Origin of the sequence: Herbaspirillum frisingense (assembly GCF_047325095.1) — a bacterium.
GTDB classification, from domain to species: domain Bacteria; phylum Pseudomonadota; class Gammaproteobacteria; order Burkholderiales; family Burkholderiaceae_D; genus Herbaspirillum; species Herbaspirillum frisingense.
Map to the genome: position 1 here is coordinate 4,333,695 of NZ_CP168558.1, position 16,641 is coordinate 4,350,335.

Annotated in this window: 17 protein-coding genes; 4 read left to right on the top strand and 13 right to left on the bottom strand. The window is 65.0% G+C overall.

Annotated elements, in window-relative coordinates; genetic code table 11:
* Positions 1-97: 97 nt before the first annotated feature.
* The 5 genes from kdsB to ACEOAC_RS19920 all read right to left on the bottom strand — a co-directional run bounded on the left by kdsB (position 98) and on the right by ACEOAC_RS19920 (position 3,311).
* A complete protein-coding gene (gene kdsB, locus ACEOAC_RS19900) occupies positions 98-913 on the bottom strand; it encodes a 3-deoxy-manno-octulosonate cytidylyltransferase (protein ID WP_077236535.1) in 816 nt (271 codons plus the stop codon).
* A gap of 33 nt (positions 914-946) precedes the next feature.
* Positions 947-1,162: a Trm112 family protein gene (locus ACEOAC_RS19905; RefSeq protein WP_413444068.1), complete on the bottom strand. Its 216-nt coding sequence runs from the start codon at positions 1,160-1,162 to the stop codon at positions 947-949.
* Positions 1,143-2,177: a tetraacyldisaccharide 4'-kinase gene (gene lpxK, locus ACEOAC_RS19910; RefSeq protein WP_413628542.1), complete on the bottom strand. Its 1,035-nt coding sequence runs from the start codon at positions 2,175-2,177 to the stop codon at positions 1,143-1,145. Before lpxK ends, ACEOAC_RS19905 begins: the two co-directional genes overlap by 20 nt.
* An 83-nt stretch (positions 2,178-2,260) precedes the next feature.
* On the bottom strand, positions 2,261-2,689 hold the full coding sequence (locus ACEOAC_RS19915) for an ExbD/TolR family protein (protein ID WP_006463746.1): 429 nt from the start codon (positions 2,687-2,689) through the stop codon (positions 2,261-2,263).
* Positions 2,690-2,705: 16 nt separating this feature from the next.
* On the bottom strand, positions 2,706-3,311 hold the full coding sequence (locus tag ACEOAC_RS19920; RefSeq protein ID WP_006463747.1) for a MotA/TolQ/ExbB proton channel family protein: 606 nt from the start codon (positions 3,309-3,311) through the stop codon (positions 2,706-2,708).
* 173 nt (positions 3,312-3,484) lie between these two features.
* Here ACEOAC_RS19920 and xseA point away from each other — a divergent pair, with 173 nt between their 5' ends.
* On the top strand, positions 3,485-4,891 hold the full coding sequence (gene xseA / locus ACEOAC_RS19925; protein WP_413628543.1) for an exodeoxyribonuclease VII large subunit: 1,407 nt from the start codon (positions 3,485-3,487) through the stop codon (positions 4,889-4,891).
* A gap of 336 nt (positions 4,892-5,227) precedes the next feature.
* Positions 5,228-5,806, top strand: a complete 579-nt coding sequence (gene sodB / locus ACEOAC_RS19930; RefSeq protein WP_077236539.1) for a superoxide dismutase [Fe] — start codon at positions 5,228-5,230, stop codon at positions 5,804-5,806.
* 77 nt (positions 5,807-5,883) lie between these two features.
* Here sodB and ACEOAC_RS19935 read toward each other — a convergent pair whose 3' ends face one another.
* From ACEOAC_RS19935 to ACEOAC_RS19950, 4 genes are all read right to left on the bottom strand, one after another.
* Positions 5,884-7,179 carry an NAD(P)/FAD-dependent oxidoreductase gene (locus ACEOAC_RS19935; protein WP_413444827.1) on the bottom strand — a complete coding sequence of 432 codons (1,296 nt, stop codon included), beginning with the start codon at positions 7,177-7,179 and terminating at the stop codon, positions 5,884-5,886.
* Between the two features lie 7 nt (positions 7,180-7,186).
* Positions 7,187-7,915, bottom strand: a complete 729-nt coding sequence (locus ACEOAC_RS19940) for an amino acid ABC transporter ATP-binding protein (RefSeq protein ID WP_413628544.1) — start codon at positions 7,913-7,915, stop codon at positions 7,187-7,189.
* Positions 7,912-8,568, bottom strand: a complete 657-nt coding sequence (locus ACEOAC_RS19945; RefSeq protein WP_006463752.1) for an amino acid ABC transporter permease — start codon at positions 8,566-8,568, stop codon at positions 7,912-7,914. Before ACEOAC_RS19945 ends, ACEOAC_RS19940 begins: the two co-directional genes overlap by 4 nt.
* Positions 8,569-8,714: 146 nt before the next feature.
* Positions 8,715-9,506 carry an ABC transporter substrate-binding protein gene (locus ACEOAC_RS19950; protein WP_077236541.1) on the bottom strand — a complete coding sequence of 264 codons (792 nt, stop codon included), beginning with the start codon at positions 9,504-9,506 and terminating at the stop codon, positions 8,715-8,717.
* A gap of 376 nt (positions 9,507-9,882) precedes the next feature.
* Between ACEOAC_RS19950 and ACEOAC_RS19955 the strand changes: the two genes are divergently transcribed.
* Positions 9,883-10,674 (top strand): IclR family transcriptional regulator, encoded by a 792-nt coding sequence (locus ACEOAC_RS19955; RefSeq protein WP_077236542.1) that lies wholly within the window; start codon positions 9,883-9,885, stop codon positions 10,672-10,674.
* 92 nt (positions 10,675-10,766) lie between these two features.
* Positions 10,767-11,153 carry an OsmC family protein gene (locus ACEOAC_RS19960; protein ID WP_006463755.1) on the top strand — a complete coding sequence of 129 codons (387 nt, stop codon included), beginning with the start codon at positions 10,767-10,769 and terminating at the stop codon, positions 11,151-11,153.
* Here ACEOAC_RS19960 and ACEOAC_RS19965 read toward each other — a convergent pair.
* The 4 genes from ACEOAC_RS19965 to ACEOAC_RS19980 all read right to left on the bottom strand — a co-directional run bounded on the left by ACEOAC_RS19965 (position 11,135) and on the right by ACEOAC_RS19980 (position 16,506).
* Positions 11,135-12,058 carry a DedA family protein/thiosulfate sulfurtransferase GlpE gene (locus tag ACEOAC_RS19965; protein WP_077236544.1) on the bottom strand — a complete coding sequence of 308 codons (924 nt, stop codon included), beginning with the start codon at positions 12,056-12,058 and terminating at the stop codon, positions 11,135-11,137. The genes ACEOAC_RS19960 and ACEOAC_RS19965 overlap by 19 nt on opposite strands.
* A gap of 222 nt (positions 12,059-12,280) precedes the next feature.
* Entirely contained in the window at positions 12,281-13,642 is a 1,362-nt protein-coding gene (locus ACEOAC_RS19970) for an MFS transporter (protein WP_413444826.1), read from the bottom strand.
* 125 nt (positions 13,643-13,767) lie between these two features.
* Positions 13,768-15,156 carry a glucarate dehydratase gene (gene gudD / locus ACEOAC_RS19975; protein ID WP_413628545.1) on the bottom strand — a complete coding sequence of 463 codons (1,389 nt, stop codon included), beginning with the start codon at positions 15,154-15,156 and terminating at the stop codon, positions 13,768-13,770.
* Positions 15,157-15,393: 237 nt separating this feature from the next.
* Entirely contained in the window at positions 15,394-16,506 is a 1,113-nt protein-coding gene (locus tag ACEOAC_RS19980) for a LacI family DNA-binding transcriptional regulator (RefSeq protein WP_182994086.1), read from the bottom strand.
* Positions 16,507-16,641: the final 135 nt, after the last annotated feature.

Below are 16,641 nucleotides of genomic sequence, written 5' to 3' on the forward strand. Positions count from 1 at the left end.
CCCTGATTGTGTCGTGCCAGCTTGACAGGGAACTTACAGCAAGCGGCACCGGCCGGCCTTGCGCCGGATCATGCCAGGATGGCTGCCTATCTGCCTATCAGAGTGCGGAGATGCTTTGCACCAGGGCGCTGTCGGGCGGGGCCTCGAAATGCTTGCGCACGCGCAACAGGTCCTCGGGCGTATCGACGCCGGCTTCCGGCACCAGCGAAGTGACATGCACGGCAATCGCATGGCCGTGCCACAGCACGCGCAGCTGTTCCAGCGCCTCGATGCGTTCCAGCGGGGCCGGCGTGAGCGTGGGATAGAGCTGCAGGAAACGGTTGCTGTAGGCATACAGCCCGATATGGCGCAGCGGTACGTATTCGTTGGCGTGATCGGGGCCGCTGGCGTCCGGCAACACCTCGCGCGATTGGGCGAAGGCATCGCGATGCCAGGGAATGGTGGCCCGCGAAAAATACATGGCGCAGCCTTCCTTGTTCAGCACCACCTTGACCACATTGGGATTGAAGGCATCGGCCGCGCTCTCGATGGCATGCGCAGCCGTGGCCATGGGCACGCCGGACTTGATGTGGGCGGCGGTGGCGGCGATCAGGCCAGGATCGATCAGCGGCTCGTCACCCTGCACGTTGACCACCACGGCATCCTCGGCCAGATCCATGGCGGCGGCCACCTCGGCGATGCGGTCGGTGCCGGAGGGATGGTCGGCGCGGGTCATGGCCACCTCCACGCCATGCGCCTGGCAGGCGGCATGGATGTCGTGGTGATCGGTGGCCACGATGATGCGTGCGGCACCGGACAGGGCCGCACGCTCGGCCACCCGCACGATCATCGGCTTGCCGCCGAGGTCGGCCAGGGGCTTGTTGGGCAGGCGCGTGGAAGCCAGGCGCGCCGGGATGATGACGGTGAAGGTCATGGGATCAGCCGCAGCAGGATGGGAAAATCGGGGTCAGGCTGTCGGAGCCGGCGGCACGGAAGTACCTGAAGCAGCCGCAGGCGCAGCGCCCAGTTCACGGGCTTCATCGGCCCACATGATGGGGATGCCGTCACGGATGGGGTAGGCCAGCTTGTCTGCCTTGCAGATCAGTTCCTGGGCTTTCTTGTCGTAGTCCAGCGGACCTTTGCAGATGGGGCAAACCAGGATATCAAGCAGTCGGGCGTTCACGGAGTTTCTCCACTATATGTTCAGCCAGCGCGCCGTCGATGCGCGCTGTTACGGGCACGACCCAGATACGCGGGTCGTTTCGGATGGCCTCGATAGCCCTGCATTTTACTGCATCCTTTTCCGTGATCAGGATGACATCGGCGGCAAGGCCTGCAAAGGGATCGATGGCGAAGTCGTAATGGTCGGGCAAGGGGTGGCGGGCAAAGCTCAGGCCGGCCCCTTCCAGCGTGGCGAAAAAGCGCTCGGGATGGCCGATGCCGGCCACCGCCGCCAGGCGCACCGCGCCCTCGCCCATCTGGGTCAATGGCTTGCGCGCCTGCGGTGGCGCCAGTTGCACGGCCTCGTCAGCCTGCAGGCACATGGCATGCACGCCGGCCGGAGCCTTGCCCTGCAAGCCAACATTGAGCACCGAGAAATCACGCCGGCGCGAAGCCGGCTCGCGCAAGGGACCGGCCGGCAACAGCCAGCCATTGCCCACGCCCCGTGCATCGGAGAGGACGATCTCGATATCGCGCCCCAATGCGTAATGCTGCAGCCCGTCGTCGGAGATGATCACATCCACCTCCGGGTGCGCCGCCAGCAGGCTGCGCGCCGCCGCAACCCGGCGCCGCCCCACCACCAGCGGCACGCCGGTACGCTGGGCGATCAGCAGCGGCTCATCACCGACCTGCGACGCCGCAGCCTCGGGGCTGACCTCCAGGGTCTGCCCGGCACCGATGCCTGCTCCATAGCCACGCGAAATCACGCCCGGATGCAAACCGGCCGCCCGCAGCGCCTCGATCAGCCAGATCGCAAAAGGCGTCTTGCCGGTCCCGCCGACGAAGACATTACCCACCACGATCACCGGTACCGGCAGGCGCTCGGCGCGCTTGATGCCCAGCGCAAAGAGCAGCCGGCGCAGCGCCGCCAGGCCGCCGAACAGCAGCGACAGCGGCCACAGCGCGCAGGCCAGCACGCCACGGGATTGCCAGGCGCGGCTCAGGATGGCTTCGGCAGTGGGCCTGGAATCGGCCATGGTTTCAATCCGTCATCAAGAAAAGCGTGGCGCCAAGGCCAAGGCCCTGGCGCCACGTCGAAAAACAAAAGCCTGTGGATAAATCACTTGCTGCTGGACTGCGCCGCAAAGGTCAGCTTCGGATACCCCGCCAGGCGCGCCGCCTCCATCACGTTGACCACGGTCTGGTGCGTGGCCAGTGCGTCGGCATTGATGATGATGACCGGGTCGCGCTGGCTGCCGCTGGCCTGCACGGCGGCCTGCATTTCCTCGGCGAGCCCCTGCGCATCACGCGCAGGGATGCGCTTGTTGTTGATCGCATAGCGCCCGCTGGCGTCGATGGCGATGTTGATCTCGAAGGGCTGCTCCAGCGCCTTCTGGGCATCGGCCGTGGGCAGCGTGACCTGCAACGCGGTGAACTTGCTGTAGGTGGTGGTCACCATCAGGAAGATCACGATCACCAGCAGCACATCGATGAAGGGGATCAGGTTGATCTCCAGGTCTTCGCGGGGACGGCCCTTGCGGAAGTTCATGGTCGGCTCCGCGCAATCAACGGCGCACGTCGTGCACGATGTCCACGAACTTCACGGCCTGCTGCTCCATGTCCACCACGAAGCCATCCACCTGGGCGCGGAAGTGGCGGTAGAACACCAGCGCCGGCATGGCGATGGCCAGGCCAAACCCGGTGTTGTAGAGCGCAATCGAGATACCGTGCGCCAGCTGCGCCGGGTTGGTGCCGACCGCATTCTGCGAGGCGAAGATCTCGATCATGCCCACCACGGTACCGAACAGGCCCATCAGCGGCGCCAGCGAGGCGATGGTACCCAGCGTGGTCAGGAAGCGCTCCAGCCGGTGCGCGGCGGCCTGGCCGGCTTCTTCGATGGCTTCCTTCATGACTTCGCGCGGGGCGTCGACATTGCGCAGACCGGCAGCCAGCACCTGGCCCAGCGGCGAATTCTGTTCCAGCTTGTCGATCACGTCGTCGTTGACGCGACCGCTCTGATAGACCCGTACCACCTCCCCCAGCAGGTCCGGTGGCAGGATGCGCGGGCGGCGCAGATAGACCAGTCTTTCGATGACCAGCGCCAGGCCGATGATGGAAGCGATCAGCAAAGGCCAGATCGGCCAGCCGGCGGCGAGGATGATGGCGAGCAAAACGTACTCCTGTTGAAATGCGGTGAAGATCTGATTCTGTGGCAAAGAGACGACCCGCCGGGCGCGCCTTCTTCTGCGGTGCAGAATGTAGCCGGTTGCGTGCGCCTCGGCAAGCGCCGTCGGCTTGGCCTTACAATGCGGCATTGTATCGCCCCTGGATCACCTGCGCCCTCATGCCCACCGACAAGTTCCCGCCCTTCCCCACCGCTCGCCCCCGTGCCGAAGCCCTGCCCGCAGGCGCCGCCAGCGAGGGCGGACCGCCCATGCTGACGGTCTCCGCGCTGAACCAGGCGGTGGCCCGCATGCTGGAGCGCAATTTCCCGCTGATCTGGGTCAAGGGCGAAATCTCCAACTTCACCCGCGCCGCCTCCGGCCATTGGTATTTCAATCTCAAGGATAACGGCGCCCAGGTCCGCGCGGTCATGTTCAAGGGACGCGCCCAGTACGCCGGCTTCATGCCGCGCGAGGGCGACAAGGTCGAGGTACGCACCCTGGTCACCCTCTACGCGCCACGGGGTGACTATCAATTGAACGTGGAAGCCATCCGCCGCTCCGGTGTAGGCGACCTCTACGCTGCCTTCGTGCAGCTGAAGGAAAGACTGGAACGCGAAGGTCTGTTCGCCCGCGAACGCAAGCGGCCCCTGCCGGGCTTTGCGCGCCGCATCGGCATCGTCACCAGCCCCCAGGCCGCCGCCCTGCGCGATGTGCTGGCCACCCTGCGCCGCCGGGCGCCGCACGTGGAGGTGGTGCTCTATCCCACTCCGGTGCAGGGCGAAGGGGCGGCCCAGCGCATCGCCACTGCCATCCAGACCGCCTCGGCCCGCGCCGAGTGCGACGTGCTGCTGGTCTGCCGGGGCGGTGGCAGCATCGAAGACCTGTGGTCCTTCAATGAAGAGGTGGTGGCCCGCGCCATCGTCGCCGCGCCCATGCCGGTCATTTCCGGCGTCGGCCACGAGACCGATTTCACCATTGCCGACTTCGCCGCCGACCTGCGCGCCCCTACGCCGACCGCCGCCGCGGAGCTGGCCGCCACGGCGCGCGAAGACTGGCTGGCCGAACTGCGCGGCCATGCCGGCGAGCTCACCCGTGCCCTGCGCCGCACCCTCGCCGACCGCGCCCAGAACATGGACTGGCTGGCACGCCGCCTGGTCAATCCGGGTGCCACCATCGCCCATGAGCGGGTCAAGCTGGCGGCCCTGCAAACCCGCCTCTCGCATGCCAACCGCGTGCCATTGACGCGCATGCGCCATCGCCTGCAGCAGGCCGCCACCCACCTGGCGCACCAGATGCCCGATACCACCCACGCCCGGCGTGATCTGGCCGAGCTGGCGCGCCGCCTGCAGGATGCCCAGGCGAGCCGCCAGGCCCAGCAGCGCCAGGCGCTGGCCAGCCTGAATGCGCAGCTGGAACTGCTGAACCCGCAACGCACGCTGGAACGCGGCTATGCCATCGTCAGCGACCGTCAAGGGCGGGTGCTGCACGCACCGGCCGAGCTGGCCGCCCGCAGCGAGATCACCATCCGCCTGGCCCAGGGCAGCGCCGAGGTCGGCATTGCCAGCGTGCAGCCACGGCTGGATTGAAGGGTGAACGCGCTACGCTTGACAGCTGTGGCAGACTTTTTTCTCATCAGCTTATAACGCCGGCCGGGGACGGTTCCCGGCCCGTTCGGCTTGGCACGTCCGCCACGCAGGTGAAGGATGAGCTGGAACGTCTTTCCACCACTGGCATCTACGGTTTTCCTTGCCTCGCGGACAGGCGCCACGCCAGCAAGAACCATTCGCATTACCCAACCGGGATGTGAAAGAAGCCGACCGGCAGGGCATTTGATCGAGTGCAAAGAATTGTCTTCCGCTTTAGAATCTCAGGTTCGGAAAAGACCCCTTCGTAGCAAACCAACAAGACTGAAAGGATTCATCATGGCACATACCCTTCCGGCACTGCCTTACGATCTGGACGCGCTGGCGCCCACGATTTCCAAGGAAACCCTGGAATATCACTATGGCAAGCACCATCAGACCTATGTGACCAACCTGAACAACCTGATCCCGGGTACCGAATTCGAAAACCTGTCCCTGGAAGAAATCATCAAGAAGTCTTCCGGTGGCATCTTCAACAACGCCGCCCAGGTGTGGAACCACACCTTCTACTGGAACGGCCTGACCCCGAAGGGTCAAGGCGCTCCGAGCGGCGCGCTGGCTGACGCCATCAACGCCAAGTGGGGCGGCTTCGACGCCTTCAAGGCCGAGTTCACCAAGCAGGGCCTGGCCAACTTCGGTTCCGGCTGGACCTGGCTGGTCAAGAAGGCTGACGGCACCCTGGACATCGTCAACACCACCGGCGCCGGCACCCCGCTGACCACCGACAGCAAGCCGCTGCTGACGGTCGACGTGTGGGAACACGCCTACTACATCGACTACCGCAACGCACGCGCCAAGTATGTCGAGAACTACTGGGGCATCATCAACTGGGACTTCGTGGCAAAGAACTTCGCCTGATCCCGGCTGCTGCCTTCCCGGCAAGAAAAAACCACGCGCAAGCGTGGTTTTTTTTCGTCCCTGCCCGGCATACAGCGTCAGGAAAAGCGATCCAGCACACTGTACCAGGCCACCCCGGCGGCGATGTAGAAGCGCTGCAGGCCGTGCAGCGGAATCGGCTGGATGGTACTGACCGGGAACGGGAACACCGCCCCCGCCTGCCCCGTGATGCGCTGCGCCAGGCAGCGTCCCATGGTACTGGCCATGGCAATGCCGCGCCCGTTGTAGCCCACTGCGATGGATAGCCCGGTCGCCGGCTCATGCACATGCGGCAGGAAATCACGCGTGATGGCGACCCGCCCCGACCAGCGGTATTCATAGCCGATCCCCGCCAACTGCGGGAACAGCAGTTCCACCGACCGTTCCAGGTGCGCGAAATCGCCCGCCCCGCGCGGCTCGCCGAAGGGACCCCGACCGCCCATGAGCAGGCGCCCCTGGGCATCGCGCCGGTAATACAGCAGCAGCCGCCGCGAATCGGAGGTGACCTCGCCACCCGGCAGGATGCTGGCCCCCTGCTCCGGCGACAGGGGTTGCGTCGCCACGATGAAGCTGTTGGCAGCGATCACCGACTGCCGCAGATGCGGCCACAGCCCGTCGGTATAGCCATTGGTGGCGATGACCACGCGCTCGGCATCCACATGCGGCCCCTGGGCGGTATGCAGGCGCCAGCCCGGCGGGCGTCGCTCCAGTCGTACCACCTGCGTGCCACCGTGGATCACCACGCCCAGCCGCTGCGCCGCACGCGCCAGTCCCTGGCAATACTTCAGCGGATGCAGGCTGCCGGCACGCTCATCCTTCCAGCCGCCGACGTAGGCATCGGTGCCGATATGGCGCGCCACCTCGGCCGCATCCATCAGCCGCGCCGGCGCGCCTTCGGCCATCCACTGCCGGGCACGGGCTTCCAGCGCATGCATCACCTTGGACGAATGGGTGGGCTGAATCCAGCCGCGTCGCAGCGCATCGCAGGCGATGCCGTGGCGTTCGATCAGGTCAAAGACGGTATCGGCGGCCGAACCGATGGCCGCGATCAGCGGATCGGCCACGGCGCTGCCGAACATCACCCGCAACTGGTCCGGGTCGTACTTGAGCCCCGGAATCACCTGCCCGCCATTGCGCCCGGAAGCGCCCCAGCCGGGGGCATGGGTATCCAGCACGCACACCGATACCCCGGCCTCGGCCAGGTGCAGTGCGGTCGAGAGCCCGGTATAACCGGCACCGACGATGACCACGTCATAGCGCGCGCTGGTGGCCAGCGGTGGCACCTCCGGGGCGGCGTCGGCGGCCGCCGTGGCAGCCCACAGGGAGGGCGGAAAATCCTGCAGCAAGCTGGTCATGCGCGCCTCACTTGACAATCACGCGCCGCAGGAAATCCTGGGTACGTGCATGTTGTGGTTCGCTCAGCACCTGTGCCGCCGGGCCGGATTCGACGATGCTGCCACTGTGCAGGAAGCAGACGCGGTCGGCCACCTCGCGGGCGAATCCCATCTCGTGCGTCACCACGATCATGGTCATGCCGTCCGCGGCCAGGGTGCGCATCACCGCCAGCACCTCGCCCACCAGTTCCGGGTCCAGGGCCGAGGTCGGCTCATCGAAGAGGATGGCTTCCGGCTGCATCGCCAGCGAGCGGGCAATGGCCACACGCTGCTGCTGGCCGCCCGACAATTGCGCCGGATAGGCATCGCAGCGCTGCGCCAGGCCGACCTTGTCCAGCAGGGCGATGGCCTGCGCCCGCGCCTGTTCACGCGGCACCCGGTTGACGAAGATCGGTCCCTCGGTGACGTTCTCCAGCACCGTGCGATGCGGGAACAGGTTGAAGCGCTGGAACACCATACCCACCCGCGTGCGCAGGCGGTGGATGTCGGCGCCGTTGCGATCCACGCGCTGGCCGTCGATCAGGATGTCGCCGCGCTCATAGGATTCCAGTCCGTTGATGCAACGCAGGACCGTGGACTTGCCCGAGCCCGAGGGCCCGATCAGGCAGACCACCTCACCCTCGGCCACCGACAGCGAGACATCCTTGAGCACCTCGTGCTGGCCGAAGCACTTCGAAATACGTTTGACCTCAATCATCGCGCCCTCCCCTTGCTACCACGGATTTCCAGGCGACGGATCAGGAACACCAGCGGCAGCGACAACAGCAGGTACAGCACTGCCACCATGGTATAGACCGTCATGTTCTGGAAGGTGCTGGAGGCGATCATCTGGCCGGCGCGGGTCATCTCCAGCACGGTGATGGTCGAGACCAGCGACGAATCCTTCAACATCATCACCAGCGTATTGCCATAGGGCGGCAGCGCGATACGAAAGGCCTGCGGCAGGATCACGCGGCGCATGATCAGCGGCCCGCGCATGCCGATCGATTGAGCCGCCTCGATCTGGCCCACGTCCACCGCCTCGATGCCGGCGCGGAAGTTCTCCGCCTGGTAGGCCGAGTAGGCGATCCCCAGCCCGATCACCCCGGCCTGGAAGGCGGAGAGCTGGATGCCGATCTCGGGCAGCACGAAATAGATGTAGAACAGCTGCACGATGATCGGCAGCCCGCGGATGATGTTGACGATGGTGGCGCCCAGCAGCGAAACCGGTTTCAGGCGCGATACCTTCATCAGCGCCAGCACCAGCCCCAGCAGCGAACTGAGCAGGAAGGAATAGATCGTGACTTCGATGGTGACCAGCGCTCCCTTGAGGAGGATAGGCAGGAAGTCCAGCACGGTTTGGGAAAGCATGGGCGTGGAAGGTAGGTGGAAATGAGCGTGGAAAGCTGCGCAGGAGAACCGCCCCGCCACCCTGCGGCGACGGGAACTTGCGCGGCCACCGGTGGAGCGGTGGCCTGCGGTTACAGTGACGTCGCGCCGACGTCAGCCCGGTTCACTCAGTTCAGCTTCCACTGATCGACGATGCGCGTGAGCGTGCCATCGGCCTTGAGTTCGGCAATCGCCTTGTTCAGGCGCTCCATGAGCTTGGGGTCTCCCTTGCGGATCACCAGGCAGACGTCCCCCATCAGGGTGGACTGGTATTCCTTGACCAGCCGCACCTGGGGATTGGCGCCCTGCGAGAGCTGGTAGGCCACGATCGGGCGATCACCGAAACCGGCCTTGATGCGGCCCAGGCCGACGTCGCGCATCATGTCGGCTACCGAATCGTAGGTCTTCACTTCCTTGAAGCCTCCCTTCTTGTTCAGGGCATCGACGAACACCGTCCCCACCTGGGCGCCGACGATCTCACCCTTGAGGTCGTCCAGCGTCTTGTAGACCTTCTGGTCCTGGGCGTTGACGAACAGACCCTCGCCATAGGAATAGACCGGATCACTGAAGTCCACGATCTGGGCGCGGGCCTCGGTCTTCAACATGGCTGCGGCGATGATGTCGATCTTGTTGCCGGTCAGCGAGGGGATCAGCGCGGAGAACGGCGTCTGCTGGATGTTCACCGAAAAACCGGCCTTGTTGCCTACCGCCGTGACGGTGTCGACCATCATGCCCTGCAGCTTGTTGGTCTTGATATCGAGGAAGGTGAAAGGCACCCCGGTGGAGGTGGCGCCCACGTTGTAGCTGGACTGGGCCATGGCGGGCGCGGCGGCCAGCACCGACATCAGGGCCGCAGCCCCCAGCAGTGGCGACAGCAGACGATGCAACAGGCGACTGGACGGCAGATTGAACGACTTCATACGACTCCCCCTTTGGCACAAGATCACGACGGATCGGAACGAACGGCTGGAAGTCCGCACGCCGGCAGGTGCCGACGGCGGTGTGGACTGCAACGCCCCCGGGCGGGGACGCGGTTTCCGGTCTTCCTCCCCGGCCCGGCCTGGCATCGGACTACCCGGTATGGCGCGATGCGACTTAAACCACTGAAGCGGCTGGAAGGGCTGAGGCTGGAAGAACGGCAGACGACAAACAAAGATGCATGAATATCAATATACGGCCTTGGATTAAGTATATTTGGTTTACTCGAATCGTCAATAGATATTTATGTATCGATATTCGATACAGTAGATGCGAATTCCCGTAGAATTCTGTCTTTCCTATCTGCGAGGAGTAGGCATGAGCGAGACCGAAGCAAGCCCCACCGACCTGCTGTTCAATCAATCACTGGAAAAAGGCCTGGCCGTGCTGCGCGCCTTCAATGCGCAGCGCCGCACCATGACCCTGGGCGACGTGGCCAGCGCCACGTCCATTTCCAAGAGTTCGGCGCAACGCATGGTGCATACGCTGGAAACGCTGGGCTACATCTGCAAGCATCCCAGGACCCGCCGCTACCAGCTCACGCCCAAGGTGTTAGAGGTGGGCTACAACTACCTGGCGGCCGACATCCTGGTGGACGTGGCCAATCCCTTCCTGTCCGAACTGGCCAACATGACCGGCGAGACCGTCAATCTCACCGAGCCCTACGAGCGCGAGATGGTCTATGTGGCCCGCTTCGTGGCCAGCAAGTTCATTCCCATCCACATGCCCATCGGCAGCCGCATCCCCATGTATTGCACCGCCTCCGGGCGAGCCTACCTGAGCGGGCTGGACGAGGGCGAGGCGCAGACGCTGCTGCTCTCCAGCGAGCGCACGGTCCACACGCCGCATACGCGCACCGGGGTGGAAGAGATCATGGACATGGTCAGGATGGCCCGCGAACGCGGCTTTGCCAGCAACCGGGAAGAACTGTTCCTGGGCGACATGACGGTGGCCGCGCCCATCTTCAACAGCGAGCGCAGGCCGGTGGCTTCCGTGCACGTGGTGGCGCCGACCAGCCGCTGGACCGCCGAGGATGCCGAACGCAAGCTGGGGCCGCTGGTATTGGAGTGCGCACGCTCGATCTCCAATTCGGTGCGCACGCTGGTGTAAGGTTGCAGCAGGAAAGTACAAGATCGCCCGCCGCGTGTGTGTCACAATCGCCGCTCCCCCTTAAGCCACACAGACTACCGATCGGAGAAACCATGGCCCACGTCACCCTGCACAACGCCGCCGGCTACGCCCAGGACATCAAGGCGCGCATCCACCAGCTCAAATCGGATGAACCGGAAAGCAATGGCGGCAAGGACACCGGTCCCGCGCCCTATGAACTGCTGCTGGCCGCACTGGCATCCTGCACTTCGCTGACCTTGCGCATGTACGCCGACCGCAAGGGCTGGGACCTGGGCAGCATCGCAGTGGACGCCCACTTCGGCCGCGACGACAGCGGCCTGGAAACCATCACCCGCAAGATCAGCTTCGGCAATGCCCTGAGCCAGGAACAACTGACCCGCCTGGCCGAAATCTGCGAAAAGACCCCGGTCACCAAGACCATCCGCCAGGGCACGGCGATTCAGACGTCGATCGCGTAACCGGCTGCGCGCCAGGCATCGATGCCGCCGGTCAGCGGCCGCACCCGGGTGTAGCCGCGCCGCATCAGCTGGCGCGCCACCACGGCCGCCGAGGCCTCGTTGGGACAGGCGCAATAGACCACCACTTCCCCTTCCACCGGACCATCGAAGACGAAGGTCTGGATTTCCTGGTTGGAGATGGTCACCGCTCCCGGAATACGGCCATCCTGCTGCGACAGCGGCGAGCGCACATCGATGATGGTGGGCGCATTGCCCTGTTCGAGCATGGTGTTGAGTTCATCCACGGTGATGCGCGCCATCTCCAGCGACTTGCGGAAGCGCCGGCGCTGCCACCATTTGTTGGCCACGAACGCCGCCAGCGCCACGGCGATCATCAGCATGCCGTAATGCCCCAGCTGGGCCAGCACGTTCAGCAGGTCATCCACGGCCGAACTGAACAGCGAACCCAGGAAAATCCCCAGCCCCGCCCATAAAGCGCTGCCCGCCGCGTCCCACAGGATGAAGCTGACGCGGCGCGTTCCCATGGTGCCGGAGAGCGCGCTGGCAATCGAGGCAAAGCCGGGGATGAACTTGGCCAGCAGCAAGGACCGCGCGCCCCAGCGCAGGTAGATCGATTCGGTCTGGCGCACACAGGAATCCGGCGAGAGCGAAATGCGGCACAGGCGCGACATGATCTTGCGCCCGTAGCGGCGACCGGCGAGATACCAGACGTAATCGGCCATCAGTGCCGCACAGACCGCCAGGACGAGCAACAGCAGCGGCGAGTAGCGCCCGGTGGCCGACAAGGCACCGGTGATGATCAGCGTCGGATAGGCCGGCACCGGCGCGCCAAGTTGCTCCACCAGCACGTTGACGAAAACGAGGATCAGACCGTATTGCTCGATGAGGTGGTAGAGGGTTTCCATGGCCAGGCCGCCTTGATGTCTTGCCGCGTGAGAAGCGGCGACTGTCCCGCCGTGATGACGGATTGCAGGGTGCCATTATAGGCATGCCGGCCCCGCCCCTGCTTGGCCTGAAACGGGTAAAACGGGACGGACCACAAAAAGCGCCCTGCTCACCCGCTGCAACGCGGGCGCGCAGGGCGCGAACGAGGAAGACCTCGGAGAAATCGATACTGCCGGACTGCCTCAGGCAGCGTGCTTGATGACGGCCTCGCTCTTGCCGCTGGCGGTACCACCGCCATCCTGTGCTGCCGGCCGGGTGCGAGCCAGGAACACCAGCACCGCCGCCAGCAACGAGGCACCGGACAGGGCATACAGCCCGCCCTGGATGGAACCGGTCTTCTGCTCCAGGTAGCCGAAAGTGGCCGGCGCGAAGAAGCCGCCCAGGTTGCCCAGCGAATTGACCAGTGCCAGCACCGCTGCCGCAATGCGTGCATCCAGGTAGGCTTGCGGGATCGGCCAGAACAGCGAGGAAGCCGCCTTGAAGCCGATGCCGGCGAAGCACACCGCGACAAACCCGATCACCGGCCCGGACGAGGCCGACACCGCCATGCCCGTCGCCGAGATCACCAGCGCAGCGGCGACCCAGAACTGCTGCCGCTTGAAGCGCGCCGCCAGCACCGCAAACATGTACATGGCGGCAATGGCGATGATCCACGGAATGGTATTGAAGAGGCCGACCTGGAAGTCATTGAAATGGCCCATCTTCTTGATGATGGTCGGCAGCCAGAAGGTCGCACCGTAGATGGTCAGCTGGATGGCGAAGTAGATCAGACAGAACAAGACTATCTGCGGGTCGCGCAACAAGGTCAGCGCGGAAACGTGCGCCGGCCGGTTGGCGGCGCGCAGCTCCTGTTCGGCGGCGATCACCGCGGTCAGCGCTTCGCGCTGTTCCGGCGAAAGCCACCTGGCATCGGCCGGGGTGGAGTCCAGCACATTCCAGACCACCACGCAGAACAGCATCGAGACGCCGCCTTCGATCAGGAACATCCATTGCCAGCCATGCAGGCCGCCGCCCTCGATGAGCAACAGCGCGCCGGTAATCGGACCGGAGAGGATGGAAGCAATCGCCGAGCCCGACAGGAAGACCGCCATGGCGCGCCCACGTTCATGATTGGGCAACCACTGCGTGAAGTAATACACCACGCCGGGGAAGAAGCCCGCCTCGGTCACGCCCAGCAGGAAACGCATGAAATAGAAGCTGGTCTCGCTCTGCACGAAGGCCATGCAGGCCGCCACCAGGCCCCAGGTGAACATGATGCGGGTCAGCCAGGCGCGCGCGCCGTAACGTTGCAGCAGCATGTTGGACGGCACCTCGAAGATCGCGTAACCGACGAAGAACAGCCCGGCGCCCAGGCCGAAGGCCGCCGCGCCGATGCCCAGGTCGGTAGAGAGGTGACTGCGCACGAAACCGATGTTGACGCGGTCGATGTAGTTGATGATGAACATGGCCACGAACAGCGGCAGGATGCGCCACTTGATCTTGCTCACCGCGCTGGTGAGGACCAGGGTTGCTGCGCCTGATGAGGCGGATGGGGAAGGATTCACGGGTTGTCTCCTCTGTTGAGCCCGTACTACCGATGGATGAAAGAAAAGCTGAACGAAAATTCGGACCGGCGGCGCGTTCATCGCGCTCTTGTCACGGCCCCGCTAGCAGATGTGCAGCCCTGTGCTCAACGCACCAGGCAGGGTTTCTTGGGATCGAATTTCCAGCCCGGGATCAGGTACTGCATGGCCACCGCATCGTCCCGCGCACCCAGTCCCATGTTGCGATAGGTCTGGTGGGCCGCTTCCACCTGTTCCATGTCCAGTTCCACGCCCAGGCCCGGCTTGGCCGGCACTTGCACCTTGCCGCCCACGATCTGCAGCGGTTCACGGGTCAGGCGCTGGCCGTCCTGCCAGATCCAGTGGGTATCGATGGCGGTGATCTTGCCCGGCGCGGCTGCGGCCACATGGGTGAACATCGCCAGCGAAACGTCGAAGTGGTTGTTGGAATGTGAACCCCAGGTCAGGCCCCACTCATGGCACATCTGCGCCACCCGCACCGAACCCTGCATGGTCCAGAAATGCGGATCGGCCAGCGGGATATCCACCGACTGCAGCGAAATGGCATGGCCCATCTGGCGCCAGTCGGTGGCCACCATGTTGGTGGCGGTCTGCAGGCCGGTGGCGCGGCGGAACTCGGCCATCACCTCGCGTCCGGAATAGCCTTCCTCGGCGCCGCACGGATCTTCCGCATAGGCCAGCACGTCATGCTGGTCGCGGCACAGGCGGATGGCATCCTTGAGCAGCCAGCCGCCGTTGGGATCAAGGGTGATGCGAGCCTTGGGGAAGCGTTCGGCCAACGCCGTGACGGCGGCGATCTCTTCCTCGCCACGCATGACACCGCCCTTGAGCTTGAAGTCGTTGAAGCCATACCGCGCATAGGCCGCCTCGGCGAGGCGGACCACCGCCTCGGGCGTGAGCGCGGCTTCATGGCGCAGGCGCAGCCAGTCGTCGGCCTGCTCCGCTTCGGCGTGATACGGCAAGTCGGTCTGCCTGCGGTCACCCACGTAGAACAGGTAACCCAGCATTTCCACCTCATCACGCTGCTGCCCCTCGCCCAGCAGCGCCGCCACCGGCACCTCCAGGAACTTGCCCAGCAGATCCAGCAGGGCCGCTTCCAGCGCGGTGACGACGTGCACTGCAATACGCAGGTCGAAGGTCTGCAGGCCCCGACCGCCGACATCGCGGTCGGCGAAGGCGGTGCGTGCCCGGTTCAGGATGCCCTGGACATTGCCGATGGACTGCCCCACCACCAGCGAGCGCGCATCTTCCAGGGTCTGGCGGATGCCCTCCCCGCCCGGGACCTCGCCCACCCCGGTATGGCCGGCGCTGTCGGTGAGGATCACCAGGTTGCGCGTGAAATACGGACCGTGGGCGCCGGACAGGTTCAGCAGCATGCTGTCGTGGCCGGCCACCGGAATGACGCGCATGTCGGAGACGCGGGGCGCCCCCTTGGCCAGGGCAGCGGAAGACGAGGTGGCAGACGTCGAGGAGGCAGGAGTGGCAAGGGCAGTCATGGCAGCACTTTCTCTTTCAATGAAGAAAAACCGGCACCCACCGGGAATGACCTGGCAGCGGATCCGGCAACAATTTGGTAGCGGTACCAAATCAGGATGAATGCATGGTAGCGGTACCAAATCAGCATGTCAACAGGGGGATGTGAAGCGCCAGATCAACTTGCCTGGCAGCATCAAAACGGATGGGGCAGTAAAGGTGGGAAAGACAGGAGGGGCAGGAAGTGCGGAATCGCCGCGTCAGGCGCTTTCGCGCTGGATGATGGAAAAGCCGACATCGACAATGCGCTCGGCCACCTCGATGCCCGCCGCCCGGTCAATGATGAAACGCGCCGCGCGCTGGCCGATGCCGGTGCCGTCGATGCGCACGGTGGTCAGGCGGGGTTGCAGGTCACGCGAGAATTCCAGGTCGCCGAAGCCGACCACCGCCAGTTGCCCGGGAATGGCGATGCCACGGCTCTGGGCCTCGATCATCACGCCCAGCGCCAGCAGGTCGGAACTGCAGAAGATGGCATCGGTGTCGGGCTGTTGCTGCAACAGATCGGCCAGACCCCGCCGTCCCTGCCCCAGGGTGGTCGGGGCGATGACGTGGTACATCGGCAGGGCTGCCGCCCCCTGCCCGTCGTTCATGCCCAGCGCCACCGCTTCCTGCGCAAAGGACTGCATGCGGCGCTGGCTGCGCTCGTCGCGCCCGCCCACCACCGCGACCTTCTTGCGACCGCGCTGGTGCAGGTAGCGCGCCACTTCGCGGCCGATGGCCTCGTGCGAAAAACCGACCAGCATGTCGATCGGCGTGGGCGTCAGGTCCCAGGTCTCGACCACCGGGATACCGCTGGCCAGCAGCCGCTTCCTGGCCTCGGCCGAGCGCATGATGCCGGTCAGCACCACGCCATCGGGACGGCGGCCGATGATGGCTTCCAGCAGTGCATCCTCACGCGAATTCTCATAGCCACTCTGGCCCAGCATGACCTGATAGCCGGCGGCGGCCAGGGTTTCGGTCAGGGTATGGACGATTTCCTGGAACACCGGCCCGATCACGGTGGGCACCACCACCGCCACCAGCCGGCTCTTGTTGGAGGCCAGCCCGCCGGCCAGCAGGTTGGGGACGTAGCCAGTCTTTTCCACCGCCTCGCGCACTTTCTGCAAGACCTTGGGTGAGACCGCCGAGGGTGTGTTCAAGGCCCGCGACGCCGTGATCGGCGCCACCCCGGCCAGCTGCGCCACGTCGCGCAGCGTGATGCCACCGGCGCTCTTGCGCGGGCCGCGACGACGCGGTTCGGGACCATCGTCGTCGGTTCCGCGCGTGGCAAGGCTGAGGGGGGCGTCAGGGGAGGTGGTTCTGTTTTCGGACATGCGGGCATTCTAGCATCGGCCCTGGTAGCGTTACCAAGTCTGGCGGCCGTGCCATCAACCGTGGGTCGGCAACCTGCGCCCGCTTGCCGCCCGAAAAAAAAGGTGGCGAACGCCCTATGCAATCCGCCACCAAGC

Bases quoted from the DNA above. Each gene is read 5' to 3' on its own strand.
- ACEOAC_RS19945 (WP_006463752.1), bottom strand. From the start codon at position 8,568: ATGCTTTCCCAAACCGTGCTGGACTTCCTGCCTATCCTCCTCAAGGGA.
- lpxK (WP_413628542.1), bottom strand. From the start codon at position 2,177: ATGGCCGATTCCAGGCCCACTGCCGAAGCCATCCTGAGCCGCGCCTGG.
- sodB (WP_077236539.1), top strand. From the start codon at position 5,228: ATGGCACATACCCTTCCGGCACTGCCTTACGATCTGGACGCGCTGGCG.
- xseA (WP_413628543.1), top strand. From the start codon at position 3,485: ATGCCCACCGACAAGTTCCCGCCCTTCCCCACCGCTCGCCCCCGTGCC.
- ACEOAC_RS19960 (WP_006463755.1), top strand. From the start codon at position 10,767: ATGGCCCACGTCACCCTGCACAACGCCGCCGGCTACGCCCAGGACATC.
- ACEOAC_RS19935 (WP_413444827.1), bottom strand. From the start codon at position 7,179: ATGACCAGCTTGCTGCAGGATTTTCCGCCCTCCCTGTGGGCTGCCACG.
- ACEOAC_RS19940 (WP_413628544.1), bottom strand. From the start codon at position 7,915: ATGATTGAGGTCAAACGTATTTCGAAGTGCTTCGGCCAGCACGAGGTG.
- kdsB (WP_077236535.1), bottom strand. From the start codon at position 913: ATGACCTTCACCGTCATCATCCCGGCGCGCCTGGCTTCCACGCGCCTG.
- ACEOAC_RS19980 (WP_182994086.1), bottom strand. From the start codon at position 16,506: ATGTCCGAAAACAGAACCACCTCCCCTGACGCCCCCCTCAGCCTTGCC.
- ACEOAC_RS19915 (WP_006463746.1), bottom strand. From the start codon at position 2,689: ATGAACTTCCGCAAGGGCCGTCCCCGCGAAGACCTGGAGATCAACCTG.
- ACEOAC_RS19955 (WP_077236542.1), top strand. From the start codon at position 9,883: ATGAGCGAGACCGAAGCAAGCCCCACCGACCTGCTGTTCAATCAATCA.
- ACEOAC_RS19965 (WP_077236544.1), bottom strand. From the start codon at position 12,058: ATGGAAACCCTCTACCACCTCATCGAGCAATACGGTCTGATCCTCGTT.
- gudD (WP_413628545.1), bottom strand. From the start codon at position 15,156: ATGACTGCCCTTGCCACTCCTGCCTCCTCGACGTCTGCCACCTCGTCT.
- ACEOAC_RS19950 (WP_077236541.1), bottom strand. From the start codon at position 9,506: ATGAAGTCGTTCAATCTGCCGTCCAGTCGCCTGTTGCATCGTCTGCTG.